Origin of the sequence: Porphyromonas sp. oral taxon 278 str. W7784, from assembly GCF_000467855.2 — a bacterium.
In the GTDB taxonomy this organism is placed as follows: Bacteria; Bacteroidota; Bacteroidia; order Bacteroidales; family Porphyromonadaceae; genus Porphyromonas.
In genome coordinates this window covers 22,928-45,648 of sequence record NZ_KI259238.1, presented here as the reverse complement: position 1 = coordinate 45,648, position 22,721 = coordinate 22,928, and the positions used below count along the sequence as shown (strand labels likewise).

The following is a 22,721-nucleotide window of genomic DNA, read 5'->3' as shown; positions in this document are numbered from 1 at the left end:
GGTCACCCGTTTCTTTTGCGACTGCAAAGGTAGCACGTTCCTTTTATTCCACCAAATCTTTCGCAAAGTTTTTTCTCTAAAGCACGGATCAAAGGGGCGAAAATGGGCTAATCTGAGGCAAAAGAAACAGGGGTATATCCCTGAAAAAGAGGGCGTCAGTTCTCCCAAACCACCTCTACAAAACTTTTTCGCTCCGATCCGTCAAAATCGGATGCGATCCTACCCTCTTTCCCCCGTCTTGCCTTTGTCTTCCGAGAGGCAAAAACACCCTTCTTCAGACAGGGGGGGATTCTACTCAGTGAAACCACCCCCTACGGCACCCCCAAAAGAAATCCACGGTAGGTCGCCGAAAAAACCTACTGTAGGTCGCCTCGCGACCCACGGTAGGTCGGTCGACCGACCTACAGTAGATCCCTTTTTGGGGTGTCCTAGAGTTCGAGGCTTGAGGCAAAGAAAAAGGTCACACGCCCCGACGGGATCATGTGACCTCTACTATATATGATAGGAGTGCTCAGCTAGTGGGCCTCGGGGTCGTACCCTTCGGCAGGGCGGACGGGCTTCCCGATGAGGGTAGCAGCGGTAGCGGACTCGATGCGCACCTCGACATACTGCCCGACTCGGTAGCCTTGCTTATCGAAGACGACGACCTTATTCTGCTGGCTTCGACCGAAGAGCTGTTCGCGGGAGCGCTTGCTGAAGCCTTCGATGAGGACTTCGAAGGTCTTGCCGACGTCTCGTAGGTTACTCTCGAGGGAGAGCTGGGTCTGCAGGGCGATCATCTCCTCGAGGCGACGGATCTTCACATCCTCGGGGATATTATCCTCGAGGTACTTGGCGGCATAGGTGCCGGGGCGCTCGGAGTACTTGAAGAGGAAGGCGTTGTCGTAGCCGACTTCCCGCATCAGACTGAGGGTATCCTGGAAGTCCTCCTCGCTCTCGTCATGGAAGCCACAGAAGATATCCGAGGTGATGGCGCAGTCGGGCATCACCCGACGAATAGCGGCGACCCGCTCCAGATACCACTCACGGGTATAGTTGCGCTTCATGAGCTTGAGGATGCGGTCATTGCCCGACTGAGAGGGCAGGTGAATGTGCTTACAGATATTCGGATACTTGGCCATCACTGCGATCGCCTTGTCATCCATGTCCTTGGGGTGGGGCGAAGTGAAGCGGATACGGATCTTGGGTACAGCCAGAGCCACCTGTTCCAGTAGGTCACCGAAGTCATAGACTTGGCCATTGCCTTCGAAGCGGTAGGAGTTGACGTTCTGCCCAAGGAGGGTAATCTCCCGATAGCCCTTCTCCTCGAGGTCCTTCACCTCACGGATGATGCTCTCCAGCTCACGGCTTCGCTCACGACCTCGGGTGTAGGGGACGATGCAGTAGGAGCAGAAGTTGTTGCACCCACGCATGATCGAGACGAAGCCGGAGAGGTTGAGCCCGCCGATCTTCAGCGGGAGGACGTCCTTGTAGGTCTCGGTGGTGGAGAGCTGGACATTGATAGCCTTCTCCCCACGCTCTACGGCGCCGACGAGATTCGGTAGATCCAGGTAACTGTCGGGACCCACGACGAGATCGACATGGTGCTTCTCGATCAGTTCGCCCTTGGCCCGCTCGGCCATACAGCCCAGGACACCGATGATGATGCGCCGACGCTTCTTGCGGCGGATCGAGTGATAGTAGGCGATACGGTTGAGGACCTTCTGCTCGGCGTTGTCCCGGACAGAGCACGTGTTGAGGAAGATGGCATCGGCCAGCTCGGGGTCTTCCGTCAGGTGGAAGCCGTCCATCTGCATGATCGAAGCGACGACTTCGCTATCGGCGACATTCATCTGACAGCCGTAGGTCTCGATGTAGACACGACGGGGGGAGGTGGCGGGTGAAGAGTGAAGAGAGCTAGAGGAGGAGTGCTCGGGCTTGCTCATGAACGTATAGGGGAGGTTTGGAGTGAGAGGAGGGTGGAGAGAAATCTTAGCAGAGCGTATTGTAGGAAATAATTTATCCTTATATTTGCAATGAAAATGTAAGATTTTTCATAGTTAAGGTTTTGGTTAATAGGTTGGAGCTGGCTGGGAAGTCAGCTCCGCTTTTTTTATGTCCTAACCAAAGGCCTTACTTGATCCATCCCTCACGATAATACATGCGAATGCTAAGGCGCATCACCGATGCGCAGGAAGTGGTAACCCTCATGCTGTAGCCAGCGCACGGCCTGTGGCATGGCTATGCGCATATTCTTCTCAGCCTTGAGCGAGTCGTGGAAGACGATGATCGACCCGTTGCGAGCGTAGCGCTGCACGTAGCCGACGATCGTCTCGGGGCTGAGCTTAGGGTTATAGTCACGCGTGACGACATCCCACATCACGATCTCAAAGCTGTGGCTGAGCTCCCGGTTCTGCGCAAAGCGTAGATGCCCGTGGGGCGGACGGAAGTAGCGCGAATGGATCAACTCATGAGCAGCATATACATCTCGCATATAGTCGCTCGTAGAGTGGAAGATCCCTTGGATATGATGGTAGGTATGATTGCCCACGGCATGACCTCTTCGCTTGATCTCCTCGAAGAGCTCCGGATAGCGACGTACATTGTCAGCCACACAGAAGAAGGTAGCCCGCACACCGAGCTCATCGAGTTGGTCCAATACCCAAGGTGTGACCTCGGGTATCGGACCATCATCAAACGTAAGGTAGATACTCTTCCCCGTGATCGCTGGTATACGCCAGCGTGCTCCGGGGACGAGCATGCGGTACCACATGGGTACACGACAGAGAAGACGCTCGACCATCCTAGGCCTTACTGCTGAGGAGCTACGCCTAGACGACGCAGAAGAGCGGAGATCTGAGCCTCGTACGCCTTGAGGGCATCAGACCGATAGTTCTTGGAGAAGTCCAGCGCATACGAGATGGCTGTATAGGCATCCTGCAGGTCGCCGTGACGAGAGACTTCGTCGAACTTCTCTGGGGAGAGCTGTACAGCCCAGGCCAGCGTGCTGAGGCTTCGGCGAGCGATGGCCTGTAGGACGTGGTCCGCCTCCTTCTTCATGTCGGCACGATAGAGCGCATCAGCGAAGTAGAGCGCACTCGTCTCGTAGGGGACATTCTCCTCGAGGATGACGCTCATACACTTGCGCAGGACGGTCTGAGCCTTCGCCTTGTCTCCACGCTCCAGATAGCCGAGGGCCAGAGGGGTGAATATCTGATTACGAAGGGTAGAGACTATACCACGTGCATTCTCATCGAAGTAAGTTCCGGGCTTGTCGGCACCGCACCAACGGAACTTAGTCATCACAGTCTCGTACATACGGTCTAGGTTGCCGATGCCGTAGTCTAGGGTGCGTCCCGTACTGTCGGTACGAGGCTCTAGGGGAAGGAGCTGCGAGGCCATCCCAGTCTGCACCATGCTAGCGGTCATCCCGTTGAAGGCGTTACGAGGTGAGGTGATCGCCCAGTAGATGGGGCGCTCCCAGTTGTTCGATGCCAGGAGATCCAGCACCGAGAGCCCACCGATATCAACATACTGACGGCCTGCCTGAGAGAGGGAGAGCTTGGGCGTGATGTACTGCACCAGGTCGGGGAAGCTCTTAGCCAAGCGCTTGGCTACGGTAGCCGAATCTACGGGGAGGACGATATTAGCCGTCGGGAGGATCCCAGGGGAACTAGGTCCTCTACTCTCCAGCTTGGAGAAGGCCTGCTGCACTGTCGCCTCGTTGGGATTATTCGGGTCGATCAGGGCATAGTTCGTATAGTAGTAATAGGACTTAGGTAGGAGCCCAAGGGGGACGGGCTTCCCTTCATAAGCCTGCTTCTTCATCTGATCGATGTACCAGTCACCAGAGAGATAGGAGAGGTTGACCGTACGTACGTCGGTACGGATCCCTTCGACCTCCTGAGCGTACCAGAGCGGGAAGGTATCATTGTCGCCATAGCAGAAGAGGATCCCATTCGGTTCGCAGCTCTCGAGGTAGTTGCGCCCCATGTCGCTGGCGACCGTACGCCCAGATCGGTCGTGGTCGTCCCAGTTCTGTCCGGCCATCTGCAGGGGCACAAGTAGAGCTACCAGCGTCACGACTCCCGCTGCCGTGGTAGAGATGAGTGCGGGAGCTTCGTCCTCTGAAGCCTTCTTGCGATCAGCGGGCTTGGAGAGGAGACGAGTAGCAAGGGTAGCGATGGCAGCCACCCCAAAGCCGATCCAGATAGCAAAGGCGTAGAAGGAGCCGACATAAGCGTAGTCACGCTCACGGGGCTGCCCAGGGTACTGGTTGAGGTAGAGCACGATGGCGATCCCCGTCATGAAGAAGAGCATGAAGGTGACCCAGAAGCTCTCTACCCCACGCTTCCCCTGTCCTATCTGGAAGAAGAGACCGAGGAGTCCCAAGAGAAGGGGCAGTGCGTAGTAGACATTGTGTCCCTTATTGGCGGTCATATCCTCTGGGTAAGCAGAGCTATCACCATAGAAGAAGGAGTCGATGAAGGGGATCCCTGTGATCGCCCCTCCACGTAGCAGACTACCATCTCCCTGCAGGTCATTCTGTCGGCCGGCGAAGTTCCACATGAAGTAGCGCCAGTACATGTAGGTGAGCTGGTAGTTGAGGAAGTAGGTGATGTTGTCGCCGAAGGTAGGCACGGTCATATCATCCGCCGCACGCCCCATCCAGGTATTATACATCTCGGCGTGTCGACGATCATAGACACGGGGGAAGAGCATCATGCCGGAGCTCTCATATTCGGGCTCATCCTCCTTGGCACGGACTACGTACTTATCGGGGTCAGAAGGGCTGTCCTTGTGGATACGTCCGTAGGTAGGCTCCTTGTCCTTGAAGACAGGGCGACCGTCGGGACCCATCTTATATTCGGAGGCAAAAGTTGGCCCATAGAAGAGGGGTGCAGAGCCGTACTGTTCACGAGCCAGATAGTATCGGAGGGAGAAGGCATCAGCGGGGGCATTCTCGTTCATCGGCGGATCTGCCACGGCACGCACTAGGATCACTCCATAGGAGGAGAAGCCCATGGCGATAGCCACGAGGCACATCTGTACGGTATGCACCACACGGGCTGTGAAGCCCTTGTACCAATAGAAGAAGGAGCCGATCGCAGCGGCGATCAGGAAGGCTACGATACCATCTCCGATGAGCGGTAGCCCCATGAGGACGAGGGAGAGTACGATGGAGAGGCGGAAGCGATGGGATCTGAGGTGCTTCTCATCCTTTAGGGCCAGCTCTGTCTCATACACGCCCCAGATGAGGACGGCGACGAGCACAGCCAGATAGATATACATCCCCTGATTGTAGCTCAGGCCTAGGCTGTTAACGAAGAACATATCCCACTTACCAGCGAACTTGGGCACCCCCTGCACGACGCCGTACATCATCAGTCCCACCAGAGCAAACGAAGCGACGAGCGAGAGCACACTCCCCTTGAGCGTCGGCGTCTTAGCTCGGCGGAAGTAGTAGACGAGCGCCATGGCAGGCAGGCAAAGGAGATTCAGTAGGTGTACGCCGATACTCAGCCCCATCAGGTAAGCGATGAGTATGAGCCAGCGGTCGGAGCGCTCGTACTTACTACGCTCTTCCCACTTGAAGATCAGCCAGAAGACCACCGCCGTGAAGAGCGAACTGAAGGCATAGACCTCCGCCTCCACTGCGCTGAACCAGAAGGAATCCGAGAAGGTGTAGACCAAGCTACCCACAAGTCCCGACCCGAGGATAGCCACGGCCTGTCCCCGTGTCATCACCTCGCCGACGGGATCCAGACCCTGCTCACCGAGGTGCGCCTTAGGACTGAGGACACGACGCACCATGTGTGTGATCGTCCAGAAGAGGAAGAGGATCGTCAGACCACTGAGCACTGCACTCGTGGCATTGGTCAAGACGGCAGCACGCTCTGGGCTTCCCCCGAGGTGAGAGATGACATTGTAGACCAGCATGTAGAAGGGGGCACCGGGAGGGTGACCGATCTCTAGCTTGTAGTCACATGCGATGAACTCCGAACAGTCCCAGAGGCTTGCTGAGGGACCCATGGTCAGGAGATAAGTCAAGGTAGGGATCACGAAGACCGCCCAACCGAGGAGGTTATTGGCTCGATTAAATTGCTTCCAATTCATGTACTGCTACGTTTAAGCTCCCTGAGCTACGACTCTACGACAGAGCGTAGTGGGTTATATTAGTTGCAAAGATAGCGATATAAGGCGACACGCTACGGAGCGAAGACCTTCGGCCGAAGATCAGGGCTATTTGCTCCCGCTCATTAGCCCCCACTTGCGCAAGGCGAATCGAAGGGAAGCGAGGGGACGAAAAGCCCCCGATTCATCACCCTAAAGCGAGCGTCATCACCCTGAGTTTTTCACTCCTCGCAGAGACCGCTTGTGGAGCGGGATCTGGAGGGGCTAAAAAGGGATCTACGGTAAGATCGCCGAAAAAACCTACTGTAGGTCGTCGAGACGATGGTAGGTCGCATCGACGACCTACCGTAGGTTTCTTTTGCCCCCCTTCGGAGGGTCGGCTAGACTGGGGCTGGAGAAGCACCCTTCCCCCACCCCACCCGACGGGAAAAAGAAGTGGCTACAGACCCGCCCCTCGCTGGGGGGATCTGTAGCCACTATATATAATGTAGGGAGCGCTAGACTAGGCTAGGAGCGCCTCCATCTCCTCGGCCTTCTCCTCGAGGCACTGGAGGTAGCGGAGCTGAGCACGGGTACGCTGGAGGTTGTGCTCAGGGAAGTGGATCTTGAAGTAGGTATCCCCGTTGATATAGTCTACGAGGAAGCGCACCGTCTGCATGTAAGTCATCAGGCGACCGCCGTAAGCGATGAGGCTACGCTCCGTGGGAGTAAGGAACTTCCCAGCCGTAGAGAGATAGCCTTCGACGAAGGCCTTATAGATCTCCATGTTGACACCGATCTTAGAGAGGTCGGCTTCGTCTTCGGGAGCGAAGTTGACGCCCGTACGGATGAAGTCCCCGACATCGCTCAGGATGAAGCCAGGCATCACCGTGTCCCAGTCGACGACGCAGAGCACTGCTCCGGACTTGTCGAAGAGGACATTGTCCACCTTGGTGTCGCAGTGGATGGTGCGCTTGGGGAGCTTACCCTCAGCGTAGAGCTTCTCCTGGATCAGCATTGAGTCCTCACGGCGCTCGATCTCCTCGATGATATCACGGACGGAGGCGACACGACCGCAGGGATCCTCGGCGATGGCATCACGGAGTTGCTTCAGGCGGAAGGGCATGCTGTGGAAGTTCTCAATCGTCTCACCGAGTACCCCCTCAGGGATGACAGAGAGGATCTCTTCGAACTGGCCAAAGGCTTCACCAGCGTGGTAGGCTGCCTTGGGGCTCAGTGTCGACAGACTCATGCTCTCGGGGATGAAGCGACAGAGGCGCCAGTAGTTCTCGCCGTCGTGGTAGTAGTTCTTCTCAGGATCGTCCAGTAGAGGGAAGAAGTGCAGGTACTTGCGGTCGCACTCGGGATCACCGTCGGCCTCTAGGCGCTGGCGAAGGGTGTCGGAGACGATACCGACATTGCGCTGTAGCACCTCGATACGAGGGAAGACGTGGTGATTGACTCGCTGTAGGATCCAGCGACGCTCGCCCGAGCGGTCACTGATGACATAGGTATCGTTGATATGACCGTTACCGAAGGCTTGTACTTCCCCGATGTCACTAAGGGGTACGAACTTGCTAATGATTTGCTCCATATAGGGATAAACTATTGTATTGATTGTCGCAAAGATACACTAAAAAGACCATCCCCACTGCAGCAGGATGTGCCACAGTGGGGATGGAGAAGGGTCACTCACACCTCGAGGAGGGTGAGTAGGGATGCGGGCTTAGAAGCGGTAGCCAACCCCGACGAAGAAGGAAGAGTTCTTATTGCTTGCCTTCTGGACAGCTTCCTTGAGGGTGTTCACCAGACCAAGTTCGGTACCGACACGGAGGTAGACCTTGCTGTACTCCAGAGCAGCAGAGGCGTTGAAGCCTGCATCGAAGCGCTTGAAGCCACCTTCCTTGAAGGCGTCTACTGCACCCTTGACGTCCGAGACAGAAGAGATACCATAGGCGAAGGAAGGACCTGCTTCTACAGAGACAGCGAGGTTATCTCCGAGGCCAACACGGATACCGAGATCTACGGGAACGCTCAGGTAGTTGAGGCCGAGAGAGGAGTTAGCGAACTTAGCCCCTTCCTGGCGGAAAGTGATCCCAGGAGCAAGATACACGCCTGCAGCGAGGTCGATCTCGGCAGCGACGCTAGCACGGAAGCCTGGGCGCACCTTGAGCCCATTGACGGAAGAGCCGTCAACGTTGGTGATGACCGAGCGAGCAAAGTTCCCTGCGACTTCTACACGAGGATGGATAGCGTTCTGAGCCTGAGCTGAGAGCACGCCTGCTACAAGTGCGAAGGCGGCGAAAAATAGCTTCTTCATATTCGTTTTTTCTTTAGGTATACACCACGGGATTAGCCCGTGGCTAGGGGCCAAAGTTACACATTTTGACAAAAGGAGCGCATAGTAGCGATTTTCTTGCCGAGAAGGGCTACGTCACCTCGGGATCTTTTGTGCCTGATCTAGCCCCTCTCCAAAGGCTGATAACAAGCGGGATCTCGAGCACCCCAAAAACGACCTACCGTGGATCGCCGAAAAAACCTACTGTGGGTCGTCGAGACGACCTACGGTAGGTCGCATCGACGACCCACAGTAGGTTTCATTTTACCTCCTCCGAGGAGCGCCTTCTCCACCCTCAAGGCAGACGAATCATTCTACATAATAAAAGAGGGGGTATACACCAGGGGCTTCTCGGTGCGTTAAGAAGACGTCCCTCCCCTACTCCCACAGGGTGGTCCCAGCGGGGAGTCCAGGGGATGCACACCAGAGGGACAAGTGTGCAGGACTTGCGTTTCTAAGTATTTGACTACCTTTGCATTCGCTGGTTTGGGAAGCCCTGTCTGCACAAACCACTGCAGGAGATGCGCTCCTGCATACCGAAATAGAGTAACATTTAATCCAAGTATCAAAAGCTGGTATGACAAGTAAAAGAATGCGACTGTTATGCGCATCTCTGTGTCTGGTCGCCACTACACTCCCCGCCTGGGCAGCAGGTCCACAAGGGAAGGCACAGACACCGAAGAAGGAGACACGCACGACAGCCGGTCAGCAGAATCTCTCCAGTGGGGAGCATCTGCTTCTGGCCGACCGACTCGAGATCAAAAGCCGACTCTCTAAGGAGAAGAAACGCCGTGAGGCTGACCTTCAGGCTAAGAAACAGCAGGAGGATCTAGAAGACCCTGCCTCTGAGATCTACGGAGAATCGTCCTGGGGAAGCTACGTCAATCCCTTCGCTGGGATGTCGGTCAATATCCCCGATCGTCAGGATATCGATCTCCAAGAGTTCGTGATGCCTATCTCCACCCGTCAGGTGACGTCCAACTATGGCTTCCGCCACAGCTTCGGGCGTATGCACTACGGGGTAGACCTTAAGCTAAGCACCGGAGACACCGTCCGGGCAGCCTTCTCAGGCAAGGTGCGTATCAAGTCCTACGAAGGTAGAGGCTACGGCAACTATGTCGTGATCCGCCACCCCAACGGCCTGGAGACGGTCTACGGCCACATGAGCCGCTCGATCGTCCGTGAGGGCACCATCGTCCGAGCAGGAGACCCCGTAGGTCTCGGTGGGAGTACTGGGCGCTCTACAGGCCCACATCTCCACTTCGAGGCTCGCTTCATGGGGATACCTATCGACCCATCGGACCTCTTCGACTTCCAGGCGGGTGTCCCTCGCTTCGACATCTTCGCCTTCGTCAAGGGCGCCTATCGTACGCCCCGCTCCGTAGCGGTGGCCAACGCTGTAGCTAAGCCCAAGAAGAGCGGTGAGGCGAACGAAGAGCAGTTTAAGACGCACCGCATCAAGCGTGGTGATACGCTCCGCTCCATCGCCTCGCAGTACGGCGTCTCCGTGAGCAAGCTCTGCCACACAAACGGCCTCTCCTCTCGCGCCAAGCTCTCCACGGGACGCACCATCCGCATCCCGAGCTAGCCCCCCGACACCCCTAGGGACATGACCATATATAATACCCAGGCTTCACCGCTCAGACTCACGAGAGATCTAGGCGGTGAAGCCTGGGCTTTTTACGTACCTTTGCACAGGCGATCTGGTCTGGGAAGAGCCAAGCGCTAGCCCCCGCCGAGACCCTACCCTTCGTCACCCCTTACAGACAACTACATAGCCTACGAATGATTACGTTTTTCAGGAAGCCTAGTAGCTCCACGCTCTATGTCGTAGAGAGCACCTCTGCCCTCTGTAGCGAAACCCTCAGCCGTCTCTCTTGGCTCTTCAGCGGGGCTACCCCCCTAGCGGAGTCACAGCTCTCTGGCTTCTTCGTCGGTACTCGCCGGGAGCTCGTCACCCCCTGGAGTACCAATGCTGTAGAGATCGTCAAGAACATGAATATCTCTACTGTCACACGCATAGAGGAGTTCAGCGAAGTAGCAGGCCCAGATGCAGCGTTTGACCCGATGCTTCAGGCCCTCTATGAGGGACTAGACGCCTCGGTCTTCACTACAGCGCTCTCCGCTCAGCCCATAGAGCAGATCACCGACCTACGCTCCTACAACGAGACACACGGCCTAGCCCTCAGTGAGGAAGAGATCACTTACCTTGAGGCTCTTAGCCAGCGACTCGGACGCCCCTTGACCGACAGTGAGCTCTTCGGCTTCTCCCAGGTCAATAGCGAGCACTGCCGACACAAGATCTTCGGAGGCACCTTCGTCCTCGACGGCGAGGAGCAGGAGCGTAGCCTCTTCTCCATGATCAAGGACACCAGCGCTGCTAACCCCAATCACCTCGTCTCAGCCTACAAGGACAATGTCGCCTTCATCGATGGTCCAAGCGATCTGGAGCAGTTCGCTCCCGCCTCAGGGGATAAGCCTGATTACTTCGTACGTAAGCACATCGACAGCGTCCTTAGCCTCAAGGCAGAGACGCATAACTTCCCGACGACCGTCGAACCCTTCAATGGAGCTGCCACCGGTACTGGCGGGGAGATCCGTGACCGTATGGCAGGGGGTCGTGCCAGTGTCCCCCTAGCTGGGACAGCGGTCTACATGACCAGCTACCCACGCACCGAGGTAGGTCGCTCCTGGGAGAAGCATACCGAAGCCCGCCCTTGGCTATATCAGTCGCCTCGTCAGATCCTGACGAAGGCATCGAATGGTGCTAGTGACTTCGGGAATAAGTTCGGGCAGCCCCTGATCTGCGGTTCGGTACTTACCTTCGAGCACCAACCCGACGAAGCAGATACCAATACTTATGGTTTCGACAAGGTCATCATGCTCGCTGGCGGGATAGGCTATGCCCGCCGTAGCGATGCACAGAAGGGTGAACCAGAGCCCGGCGAGAAGGTCCTTCTCCTCGGCGGAGATAACTACCGTATCGGCATGGGTGGCGGTGCCGTCAGCTCCGTCAATACCGGTCAGTACGCTGGCGCCATAGAGCTCAACGCCGTCCAGCGCTCCAATCCCGAGATGCAGAAGCGTGTGGAGAATGTCATCCGCACCCTCTCGGAGAGCGACGACAATCCCATCATCTCTATCCATGACCACGGCGCAGGTGGCCACCTCAATTGTCTCTCGGAGCTCGTCGAGACAACGGGCGGTCACTTCGACCTCTCTACCTTCCCTATTGGCGACGAGACTCTATCAGCCAAGGAGATCATCGGCAACGAGAGTCAGGAGCGCATGGGTCTGCTGGTGAAAGAGGACGCCGTAGAGCGCATCGCCCGTATCGCCGAGCGTGAGCGTGCTCCGATGTATGTCGTAGGGCATACGACGGACGATATGCACCTGACCTTCGAGGACGCCGATGGATCGAAGCCCATTGATCTAGCCCTGTCGGATATGTTTGGCTCAGCACCTAAGACCTATATGGTCGATAAGCATGTGGAGCGCAAGCATGCTCCTCTCTCCTACGACGCACAGCAGGTCGAGACCTACCTCGATGCAGTCCTCCAGCAGGAAGGTGTCGCATGTAAGGACTGGCTCACCAACAAGGTCGACCGCTCCGTCACAGGGCGTGTCGCCCGCCAGCAGTGCCAAGGGGCTATCCAGCTTCCCTTGAGTGACTGCGGTGCGATGGCCGTAGACTTCCGTGGTGGATCCGGCATAGCGACCTCCATCGGTCATGCCCCAGCAGCCGCCCTCGTCGATCCTGTAGCTGGTAGCCAACTTGCCATAGCCGAAGCCCTAACGAATATAGTCTTCGCCCCCCTCACCTACGGGCTTGAAGGGGTATCCCTCAGCGCTAACTGGATGTGGCCCTGCCGTAACGAAGGCGAAGATGCTCGCCTATATGATGCGGTCGAAGCTGCCTCAGATCTTGCCATCTCCCTTGGGATCAATATCCCCACGGGGAAGGATTCGCTCTCGATGACACAGAAGTATCCTGACGGCTCGAAGGTACTGAGTCCAGGCACGGTGATCATCAGCGCTATCGGGGAGGTCTCCGATGTGAAGAAGATCCTGTCGCCCGTACTCCTTCCTCGTCCCGAATACCCTGTCTACCATATCGACTTCAGCTTTGCTCCCCTGGCCCTCGGTGGGTCAGCTCTGGCACAAGCGCTGGGTAAGCTCGGGGACGAAACACCCCGTATCGAAGAGCCCGAATACTTCCGTGAAGCCTTCACGGCGATCCAAGAGCTCCTCCAGCGAGGTGTGCTGGTCGCAGGTCACGACATCTCTGCCGGTGGTCTCGTCACTGCCCTGCTGGAGATGTGCTTCCCCAATGTGTCGGGTGGCCTCTCTGTAGATCTCTCGGCCTTCCCAGAAGGGGACCTCGTCAAGCTGCTCTTCGCTGAGAATCCTGGGGTACTCGTGCAGACTTCCGACCCCGAAGCACTCGAAGCTATCCTCAGAGACGCCAGCATCGGCTTTGCCCGTATCGCTGTGCCTGAATCCACGGGTCGACAGCTCTCCCTCCATAGAGGTAAGCAGACACTCCTCTCGCTCGACATCGATGCTAAGCGTGATCTCTGGTATCGCTCCTCCTACCTGATGGACAAATATCAGAGTGGCGAAGAGCAGGCGAAGGAGCGCTTCACCAACTATAAGAAGCAACCCCTCCAGTTCCGCTATCCCGAAGGCTTCACGGGTAAGCTGGTCGACCTCGGTCTCGATCCTAACCGCACGACTAAGTCTCCCGTGCGAGCAGCGATCCTCCGTGACAAGGGGACGAACGGCGAGCGGGAGATGGCCTATACCCTCCATCTAGCAGGCTTCGACGTCAAGGATGTCCACCTCACCGACCTCATATCGGGCAGGGAGACACTGGATGATGTCCAGTTCATCGTCTTCTGCGGTGGCTTCTCCAACTCCGACGTACTGGGTTCAGCAAAGGGTTGGGCTGCCGGTATCCTCTACAACGAGCAGGCGAAGGCCACACTCGAGCGCTTCTACGCTCGCCCCGATACGCTGAGTCTCGGTATCTGCAACGGCTGTCAGCTGATGGCTGAGCTGGAGCTTCTCTATCCCGAGCACGAGCTGAAGCACAAGATGGCGCACAACGATTCGCATAAGTTCGAGAGCGCCTTCTCCAGCCTCACGATCCCAGAGAATCACTCAGTGATGCTCCACGATCTAGCGGGTACGACCCTCGGGGTGTGGGTAGCACACGGAGAGGGGAAGTTCGAACTCCCCTACGCTCCCGACCGCTATCACGTCATCGCACGCTATACCTACGACGCATATCCTGCTAACCCCAACGGCTCGCCCGATGCCATCGCAGGGCTCTGCAGTGAGGACGGCCGTCATCTGGCACTGATGCCTCACCCCGAGCGAGCCATCTTCCCCTGGCAGTGCGCTTATTACCCTGAGGAGCTCCTGAGTGAGCACGAGGTGACACCGTGGATGAAGGCCTTCCGCAACGCCTATGATTGGTGCGTGAAGCACGCCTAAGCTCCCCCTCCTCAAGCCAAAGGAAATGCGAGCCCCCACCGAGCTGTGAGCTTGGTGGGGACTCGCTACGTTTAGGGCCTGAAGGGCGGTGGAAGGGAAGGCTTTTCGGTCAGAGGAAAGGGTGTAATTGCGTATGTAAAAGGTTTTTCGTTACTTTGCAAGCGCAAACCACAGCATAGGGTTCCTTGGCCGAGTGGTTAGGCACCGGTCTGCAAAACCGTTTACGGCGGTTCGATTCCGCCAGGAACCTCAAGAAAGGCACCGAAGTCTCCGTGTAGACTTCGGTGCTTTTTTGTTGGGTCGTCGCCCCTCGCTATCCCGCTTCGGGAGCGGGATCTAGAGCCTCGTCGGAGAGGGAGGCTAGGATACCCCCAAAAGGGATCTACGGTAGGTCGCACTTGCGACCCACGGTAGATCGTCAGACGACCTACAGTAGGTTTTTTCGACGACCTACAGTGGATCGTTTTTTACCCCTCCACAGACCGCTTCCCGAGCGGGGTGATTTCTCCTCTTCAGATGGAGCTGAGCCTTCGCCGGGAGAAGAGCTGCGGGGGCAGGTCAGGGGCTTTTTACGTATCTTTGGGAAAAGATCATACCCGTGTGTGATCGATGCTCACTTCACATACAACTATTGAGACTCAACCCAAATGAAGCGACTATTCGCATGTGCCCTCACATTGGGCGCTGCCCTTAGCCTCCCCCTGCAGGCTCAACGCTCTGAGCGTCTCCTTGAGAAAGGCTGGCGCTTCACCCGAGAAGATCAAAGCCAATTCTCCTCCCCGACCTTCAACGACAGCAAGTGGAGTCGTGTCGTCGTCCCTCATGACTGGGCGATCTACGGCCCCTTCAGCTTCGACAACGACAAGCAGCATCTGGCCATCGCTCAGGATGGGCAGAAGGAAGCTATGGAGCATGCTGGCCGTACGGGAGGACTGCCCTTCGTGGGCACAGGTTGGTACCGCCGAAGTCTGGAGATCCCCAGCGATCTAGGCGACCGCCGAGTATTCCTCCGCTTCGATGGGGCGATGAGCCACGCCCGTGTCTATGTCAACGGTAAGGAGGTCGGCTACTGGCCCTATGGCTACAACACCTTCGCCTTCGACATCACCTCCTTCGTCCGCCCAGGAGAAGCCAATACCCTCGCCGTACGTCTGGAGAATAAGCACGAGAGCAGTCGCTGGTATCCCGGCGCTGGGCTCTACCGCAATGTACACCTCACCTTCACCTCGCCTGTCTATGTGCCTCTCTGGGGGACACAGATCCAGACCCCTACGGTCGAGGCTAGCCGTGCCTACGTAGACGTCCGTACCCGCATCGCTGGGATGAGCACGCTCTCAGGGCGTCCTCTTCAGGTGAAGACGAAGATCCTCTCCCCCGAAGGCAAGGTCGTAGCACAGCGTGAGGAGGAGATCCAGAGCGCTGGCACCGAGCGCCTCTACCATACGGGCTTCGACGTGGAGCGCCCCCAGCTCTGGGACATCGACCAGCCTCACCTCTATAAGTATGTCATCGAGCTGAGCGACGGCGGACGTCTGCTCGACAGAGACACGACGACCTTCGGGATCCGCTCCATAGAACTGAAGGCAGGCGATGGCTTCTACCTGAACGGGCGGAAGCTGAAGTTCCAAGGCGCCTGCCTCCACCATGACCTCGGTCCTCTCGGCGCGGCGGTGAACGAAGCCGCCATGCGACGCCAGATCCGCACCATGCAGGACATGGGCGTCAATGCCATCCGCACCTCGCACAATATGCCGGCCCCAGAGTTCGTCCGCCTCTGTGATGAGATGGGTATGCCCGTGATGGCAGAGAGCTTCGACTGCTGGGCCCAGCCTAAGGTGCCCAACGGCTACAACCTCGACTTCAACGAGTGGCATGAGCGTGACCTGGTGAACCTCGTGCATCAGTTCCGCAACAGCCCTTCGGTCATCATGTGGAGCATCGGGAATGAAGTCCCCGAGCAACCTTCGCTCGACGGAGCTAAGCTCGCCTATCGCCTGCAGGAGATCTGCCACCGTGAAGACCCCACCCGCCCCGTGACCAACGGGATGGACAACCCACTGGGCGTCCTCAAGAGTGGCATGGCTACGACCCTCGACATCCCGGGCTTCAACTACCGCCCCTTCCTCTACGACACGGCGCACAAGGTACTGCCACAGGGCTTCCTCCTCGGCTCAGAGACCTGCTCGACGGTCAGCTCTCGTGGGGTATATAAGTTCCCCGTCGTGCGCAAGAGCATGGCTAAGTACCCCGACCACCAATCCTCTGGCTACGACGTCGAGCACTGTGGGTGGAGTAACCTCCCCGAGGACGACTTCATCCGTCAGGAAGATCATGACTGGAGCATGGGCGAATTCATCTGGACGGGGATCGACTACCTAGGCGAACCAACGCCCTACTATAGTGACTGGCCCAGCCACTCTTCGCTCTTCGGTGCCGTAGACCTCGCTGGCCTTCCTAAGGACCGCTTCTACCTCTACCGCAGTCACTGGAAGAAGGATGCCGAGACACTCCACATCCTTCCCCACTGGACTTGGCCCGGTCGTGAAGGAGAGGTGACGCCTATCTTCGTCTACACCAACTACCCCGAGGCCGAGCTCTTCATCAACGGTAAGAGCCAAGGCCGCCAGCGCAAGGATCGATCCATCAAGATCGAGGATACTGAGAACGAAGACAGCCAGAAGGCCTTCACACGCCAGAAGCGCTACCGCCTGATGTGGATGGATACGAAGTACGAACCCGGAGAGGTGAAGGTCGTCGCCTACGACGATGCAGGCAAGGCCGTAGCTACCCAGACGGTGCGCACCGCAGGCCGTGCACATCACCTCGAGCTCAGCGCTGACCGCACCACCATCTCACCCGATGGCAAGGATATCTCCTTCGTCACGGTACGTGTCGTCGACAAGGACGGTAACCTCGTCCCCGACGATGGTCGCCTCCTGAACTTCAAGGTTACAGGTGCTGGCTCCTTCCGTGCTGCTGCTTCGGGCAATCCTGCTTCGCTTGATGCCTTCCACCTACCCCGTCACCATGCCTTCAGCGGTCAGCTCGTAGCCCTCGTACAGAGTGCAGAGCGTGCCGGAGAAGCAGTGCTGACGGTCTCGGCTAAGGGTCTCCCCTCGGCAAGCATCCGCATTCAGGTCAAGTAACCTCCACCCCGTGTCGCTCTCCCCTAGCTTCATAGCTCATATCCTGGAGCTACAGGCCTCCTACCGAGGGACATCCCCCGAGCGTATCCTCCTGGGCAAGGGATCTCTCACCCGAGAAGAGCGCCACTACCTCTCTCTACAGCTCGCATCCGAGCCGTCACTCTCTAGGAAGCTCCCCAGCTGGCATACAGCTGGGGTCTTCCTTCCTACGCCCCTCACTCTCGAGCAATGCTCCAGCGAAGAAGCCGCCCGCTACAAGCGTCGCTTCGTCCAGAAGGGTGAGGTGCTTCTCGACCTAACGGGAGGCTTCGGTGTGGACTTCACCGCCCTTGCCTCCGAGGCAGGAAGTGCCGTCTATGTCGAGCGCCAAGCAGAGCTCGTCGCTGCTGCCCGCTTCAATCTTCCCCGCCTCCTTCCAGCCAAGGATCTAGTCATCATCGAGGGTGAATCACTCACTCAACTTGAGGGACTTCTTGCCACCTACCAGCCTAGCCTTATCTTCCTCGACCCCGCTCGTCGTGAGGGGCAGGACACGGCACGTCGGGTCTATGCCATCGAGGACTGCGAGCCTGATCTACACCGTCTCCTTCCTGAGCTCCACACGTTCGTAGAGGAGCTACAGCTACCCCACTTCCCCAGGCTACTCGTCAAGCTCTCCCCGATGCTCGATGTGGTGCATACCCTCCGCTCCATCCCAGGCGTCAAGGAGCTTCACGTCGTATCTGTTCGGGGCGAAGCTAAGGAGCTTCTTCTCCTGATCGACCTAGAGCAAGCGAAGGCGAAGCCCGAACCCGAAGCAGTCACGATCATCGCTCAAGACCTCCGTCCAGACGGGTCGGTCCCAGAGTTTTCCCTCGTGCGTGCCTTAGCTCAGGAAGAGCAGGAAGAGGTGCATTACGCTAGTGCTCCACTCCGCTACCTCTTCGAGCCTCACGCTGCACTGATGAAGACGGGACTCTTCCGAAGTATCGGGAGGGCCTATGGTGTACAAGCGCTCCATCCCAATACCCACCTCTATACAGCGGAGCACCTCTCCGAGGGGAAGTTCCCTGGGAGGGTCTTTGAGGTCGAGCGGATTTACCCCTTTGCCTCCTCCCAGCTGAAGGCTATAGGCCGGGAGATACAGCAAGCGGAGATCACCTGTCGGAACTTCCCTCTGCGCCCCGAAGCTCTACGCTCCCGTCTTCGTCTGAAGGACGGTGGCACGAAGACCTTACTAGCCCTGACGGCCTCCGACGGAGCACACCTCCTCGTCCTCTGTCACCGCCTCTAATGGGCGAGGCGATCATCCGCTCTAAGCCACGAGGATCCGTGTAGCGAGGGTAGGATGATCTTCGTATCTAAAGCATAGAAATCATCCACGATTAAGCACGCTAACCAGCGTATACAAAACGGGTCATCCCCCTGTCCAGCTCGAGGCTGAGTCAGGGGGATGACCCGTTTCTTAGTTGGGAAGGAATGCCTTCTTCTTAGAGGCGCTCGATGTCCTTGAAGTAGTTGTAGGTACCGACTTTCAGCTCGATACAAGCAGCTTCATCACAGACGATGATCCCCTTAGGATGGAGCTGTAGAGCGGTAATCGTCCACATCTGGTTGACCGCCCCTTCGACAGCCTGCTGGAGGGCACGAGCCTTACCATGTCCGTTGACGAGGATCAGCACTTCACGAGCGTCCATCACGGTACCGACCCCTACGGTAAGAGCAGTCTTCGGCACCTTATTCACATCTCCATCGAAGAAGCGACTATTAGCGATGATCGTATCCGTCGTGAGCGTCTTCATTCGGGTACGAGATGCTAGAGAGGAGCCAGGCTCATTGAAGGCAATGTGCCCATCAGGGCCGATGCCTCCGAGGAAAAGGTCTATACCTCCTGCCTGCTTGATCGCAGCTTCGTAGGCAGCACATTCGGCTTCGAGGTCTGGAGCATTACCGTTGAGGATGTGGACGTTCTCCCTCTTGATGTCGATATGATTGAAGAAGTTCTTCCACATGAAGGTATGGTAGCTCTCGGGGTGATCTTCGGGGATGCCGACATACTCGTCCATGTTGAACGTGACGACATGCTCGAAGGACACACGCCCGGCTTGATAGGCTGCCACCAGAGCTCGATACATGCCCATAGGAGAAGAACCCGTAGGCAGACCGAGGACGAACGGCTTCTGAGCAGTAGGCTGGGCAGACTGGATCTTGCGGACGACGTAGTCCGCTGCCCACTGAGAGATACCCGTGTAGTCGGGCTGGATGATAAGACGCATACTATTAGCTGGTTTAGTTGATAAGATACTAGAGGTAGGTGCTAAGCCTTCAGACGCTCAGCCATAGCAGTGCCCAGAGACCAGGCAGCGGAGAGGATGGAGGGAAGGTCTGCCATCTTCATCTCGACACCTTCGCCGACAGCCTCCCACTTCATCTCGTCGGCGAAGGGAAGGAGGCGCTTGAGGGCGGCAGGAGCCCATGTGTGTGAAGCGAAGGCACCATAGAGGCGGGCCTTGACATCACGGATACGGATGAGGTTCATGAGGTTCTCGATGGGCGAGAAGAGTTCACCGCAGTAGGTGGGGCTTCCTATGATAAGCCCTCGGTAGCGGAAGACATCGCGGAGGATCACCGAAGGGTCACTCTTAGTCACATTGTGACAGACGATGCTCTTGACTCCCGAAGCAGCGAGGCTCTGGGCGATGACGTCGGCGAGTTGCTCGGTATTGCCATACATCGATCCGTAGAGGACGACTACGCCTTCCTCCGCTTCATCAGAGGAGAGACGGTCATAGAGCTGGCGTGCTTCGGCGAAGCCTGCCTTGGTCCAGACGACGCCGTGGGCAGGGCAGACGAAGTCGACATCCAGCCCTTGCTTGTCCATGTTCACCAGGGCCTTCTTGACGAAAGGCCCATACTTACCGATGACACAAGCGTAGTAGCGGATCATCTCCTCGAGATAGGCCTGACGGTCGCCAAGGTGGCTATCGAGGATGTGCCCACTCAGGGCACCGAAGGAGCCGAAGGCATCGGCGGAGAAGAGCACACGGTTCGTCTGCTCATAGGTGAACATCACCTCGGGCCAATGTACCATCGGTGCCATGAGGAAGGAGAACTCATGCTTACCTATACGCAGGGCATCACCGCTCTTCACCTCATGAAGTCCCGTCGTGATCCCATGGAAGCCACGGAGCATCTCGAAGGTCTTCTTATTGCCTACGATCTGCATATTAGGGTAGCGCTGGCGCAGGAGGCCTATAGAGCCACCGTGGTCGGGCTCCATGTGGTTGATGATAAGGTAGTCTAGGGGACGGCCCTCAAGCAGGATATCAAGCTTGTGGAAGAATACGTCGGAATAGCAGACATCCACCGTATCGATGAGGGTGGTCTGCTCGTCGAGGATGAGGTAAGCGTTGTAGGCCACCCCCGAAGGGATCGACCAGACATTCTCAAAGCGCTCCTTCATGCGGTCGTTGACTCCGACATAGTAGATGGAGCTGGTGATCTGTGGTACTTGGTACATAGTAGCGAGTGTAAGTATGAGAAAGCTCCTACGGTGGGGGCTGACCCTGCGGGATCAGTGCCCCCGTCCGTAAGAGCGGGTATACTAGGGTTTAGCCGGTGCGGGGGAAGAGTCCGCCTTCGGCTCTAGGGGATGACGATAAGCCTGGATGACGAGGACAAGGCCTCCGAGGACGAAGGGGATGCTGAGGAGCTGTCCCATGTTCATCCCCCAGCTAGCGACGAGCTGTTGCTCCCAAGCCTCCTGTACGTTCTTGATGCTCTCTATGAAGAAGCGCGAACCAAAGACACCGATGAGGAAATACCCTACGATGAGCCCCGAGTAGCGACGGGCAGCATCTCGGCACCAATAGAGGTAGCAGCAGAAGGCAAAGATTAGTAGATAGGCCAGCGCCTCGTAGATCTGTGTCGGATGACAGGCTGGGATCGTAAGGCCTCGCTCAGCGTAGCCAGTGAACTCCGAAGCACGGGGGAAGATGAAGCCCCAGGGTGCGTCGGTCGGACGGCCGAAGATCTCACTATTCATCAGGTTACCCAGACGGATCAGCGCCGCCGCCAGCCCTGTAGGTACGGCCAGACGGTCCAGTGCCCAGAGGACGGACTTCTTAGTCACTCGCTTGGAGTAGAGCCAGACGGCGAGGATCACCCCTATGCTACCTCCGTGGCTAGCGAGCCCACCCTCCCAGATCTTGAGGATCTCTGCGGGATTAGCCAGATAATAGGAAGGATTGTAGAAGAGGACATGCCCGAGACGAGCTCCGACGACCGTACCGATGACGACGTAGATATAGAGGGAGTTCATCCATTCGACGGGGAGATGCTCCCGCTTCCAGATACGCTCCTCGACCATAGGGCCTAGGATGAGGAGCCCGAGAGCGAAGAGAAGTCCGTACCAGCGAATACCTCGTCCGAAGACCTCAAAGATAACGGGATCGACATCCCAAGTGATGGCGCTTAACATAGGCGAGCGAAGGTTGATAGCTTGAGAGGGGCTGAAGGGGGATTAGCAGAGCTTACCGATCCACTGCTCACGCTCTCCAGGGAGGAGATCGATGACAGGGATCTCCTGCATCGTGTAGCATCCGGGGGTAAGACGGCGGGTAGCACGAGCCGAGGAGACGAGGATCTGCGCTGTGAGAGCGGGGTTGTTGATCTTCATGTTGAACTCCAGGAGCTGATTCTGCGTCTGCCCCGAGACTCCCTTGCGAGTCATGTGGACGCCGTGGCCCATGTCGATCAGCTGATCCACATCATCGACGACGGTGACGTGGGTCTCGTCGTGGGCGAAGTAGTCATCGGTCTTGATGGCATGGATCACTTCCTCGGCCTTGTAGCCAGGCTCGAGCTCGATATAGACCATACGGCGATGGATGCCCGTGCCTGTGGGGATCGTCATCGAGAGCGCTCGGTGCACCCCAGCGATAGCCTTCACGGCGACGGTGTGCCCCATGCTCATACCAGGACCGAAGTTGGTATAGGTGATCCCCTTGGGGACAATAGCCTCCATGAGGGTGCGCACTACGGAGTCGCTCCCTGGATCCCAGCCTGCAGCGATGACGGAGACCGCGCCGTGCTCACGAGCCGTCTTACCTAGCGCCTCACGCAGAGGCAGGATCATCGTATGGATGTCGAAGCTGTCGACAGTAGAGATACCGAGGGCTAGGATCTCTTGGGCTGTCGCCTCGACCAGACGAGTAGGCGTGCAGAGCAGAGCGACGTCGACGCCCTCTAGTTCCTTGATGCTTGCCACCACACGATAGGGGCGAAGCTCATAGGGGACGTTCGATGGATCACGGCGTACGACCCCAGCGATCTCAAAGTCGGGTGCTGCCTCCAGAGCTTGGATGGCATAGTGACCGATGTTCCCATAGCCGACGACGGCGGCACGTATTTTTTTTGTCTCAGACATTGTTTCTTTTGCTTTGTAAATAGCGGTGAGCGTGAATATATCACTTAATCATACAAAGATACTAAATACCCTGCATCGGGAGCGAAGATCGGGGGTGAAGTTCAGGGCAAGGAAATGATGGTTTTCGACCCAACGAGCCGACCCCTCGCCAGCCCGCTTGCCAAGAGGCTTTGGAGATGGTCTTCCAAACGACGCTAAAAAAACCTACTGTAGGTCGTCTCTGCGACCTACCGTGGGT

At 57.2% G+C, this 22,721-nt stretch carries 13 protein-coding genes and 1 tRNA gene; 5 read left to right on the top strand and 9 right to left on the bottom strand.

Translation table 11 applies throughout. The features are described from left to right. Window positions 1-515: 515 nt before the first annotated feature. From miaB to HMPREF1556_RS05165, 5 genes are all read right to left on the bottom strand, one after another. Complete coding sequence (miaB, locus tag HMPREF1556_RS05185; RefSeq protein ID WP_044125279.1) at window positions 516-1,925, bottom strand: tRNA (N6-isopentenyl adenosine(37)-C2)-methylthiotransferase MiaB; 1,410 nt, start codon at window positions 1,923-1,925, stop codon at window positions 516-518. A 224-nt stretch (window positions 1,926-2,149) separates the two neighbouring features. Then, a complete protein-coding gene (locus HMPREF1556_RS05180) occupies window positions 2,150-2,782 on the bottom strand; it encodes a polysaccharide deacetylase family protein (RefSeq protein WP_044125278.1) in 633 nt (210 codons plus the stop codon). 8 nt (window positions 2,783-2,790) lie between these two features. Beyond that, the gene (locus HMPREF1556_RS05175; protein ID WP_021667281.1) at window positions 2,791-6,096 is read right to left on the bottom strand and encodes a DUF2723 domain-containing protein; all 3,306 of its coding nucleotides are present in this window, start codon (window positions 6,094-6,096) and stop codon (window positions 2,791-2,793) included. 520 nt (window positions 6,097-6,616) lie between these two features. Beyond that, entirely contained in the window at window positions 6,617-7,687 is a 1,071-nt protein-coding gene (locus HMPREF1556_RS05170; RefSeq protein WP_021667278.1) for a phosphotransferase enzyme family protein, read from the bottom strand. Between the two features lie 132 nt (window positions 7,688-7,819). Beyond that, the gene (locus HMPREF1556_RS05165) at window positions 7,820-8,413 is read right to left on the bottom strand and encodes an outer membrane beta-barrel protein (RefSeq protein WP_021667277.1); all 594 of its coding nucleotides are present in this window, start codon (window positions 8,411-8,413) and stop codon (window positions 7,820-7,822) included. A 610-nt stretch (window positions 8,414-9,023) separates the two neighbouring features. Here HMPREF1556_RS05165 and HMPREF1556_RS05160 point away from each other — a divergent pair. The 5 genes from HMPREF1556_RS05160 (at window position 9,024) to HMPREF1556_RS05140 (ending at window position 18,349) form a co-directional block, all read left to right on the top strand. Next, on the top strand, window positions 9,024-10,019 hold the full coding sequence (locus HMPREF1556_RS05160) for a peptidoglycan DD-metalloendopeptidase family protein (RefSeq protein WP_021667275.1): 996 nt from the start codon (window positions 9,024-9,026) through the stop codon (window positions 10,017-10,019). A 197-nt stretch (window positions 10,020-10,216) separates the two neighbouring features. After that, window positions 10,217-13,930, top strand: coding sequence for a phosphoribosylformylglycinamidine synthase (purL, locus tag HMPREF1556_RS05155; RefSeq protein ID WP_021667274.1), 3,714 nt, complete (start codon window positions 10,217-10,219; stop codon window positions 13,928-13,930). 179 nt (window positions 13,931-14,109) lie between these two features. Then, window positions 14,110-14,180 (top strand) — tRNA-Cys (locus tag HMPREF1556_RS05150). Between the two features lie 397 nt (window positions 14,181-14,577). After that, window positions 14,578-17,076, top strand: a complete 2,499-nt coding sequence (locus tag HMPREF1556_RS05145; RefSeq protein WP_021667272.1) for a glycoside hydrolase family 2 TIM barrel-domain containing protein — start codon at window positions 14,578-14,580, stop codon at window positions 17,074-17,076. Between the two features lie 10 nt (window positions 17,077-17,086). Continuing rightward, entirely contained in the window at window positions 17,087-18,349 is a 1,263-nt protein-coding gene (locus HMPREF1556_RS05140; protein WP_021667271.1) for a class I SAM-dependent methyltransferase, read from the top strand. A 196-nt stretch (window positions 18,350-18,545) separates the two neighbouring features. Here HMPREF1556_RS05140 and nagB read toward each other — a convergent pair whose 3' ends face one another. The 4 genes from nagB to HMPREF1556_RS05120 all read right to left on the bottom strand — a co-directional run bounded on the left by nagB (window position 18,546) and on the right by HMPREF1556_RS05120 (window position 22,483). Continuing rightward, window positions 18,546-19,331 (bottom strand): glucosamine-6-phosphate deaminase, encoded by a 786-nt coding sequence (gene nagB / locus HMPREF1556_RS05135; protein ID WP_021667270.1) that lies wholly within the window; start codon window positions 19,329-19,331, stop codon window positions 18,546-18,548. A gap of 41 nt (window positions 19,332-19,372) precedes the next feature. Next, complete coding sequence (locus HMPREF1556_RS05130; RefSeq protein ID WP_021667269.1) at window positions 19,373-20,575, bottom strand: FprA family A-type flavoprotein; 1,203 nt, start codon at window positions 20,573-20,575, stop codon at window positions 19,373-19,375. Between the two features lie 84 nt (window positions 20,576-20,659). Then, window positions 20,660-21,535, bottom strand: coding sequence for a prolipoprotein diacylglyceryl transferase (gene lgt, locus HMPREF1556_RS05125; protein ID WP_021667268.1), 876 nt, complete (start codon window positions 21,533-21,535; stop codon window positions 20,660-20,662). Between the two features lie 42 nt (window positions 21,536-21,577). Then, entirely contained in the window at window positions 21,578-22,483 is a 906-nt protein-coding gene (locus tag HMPREF1556_RS05120; RefSeq protein ID WP_021667267.1) for a diaminopimelate dehydrogenase, read from the bottom strand. Between the last annotated feature and the right edge of the window lie 238 nt (window positions 22,484-22,721).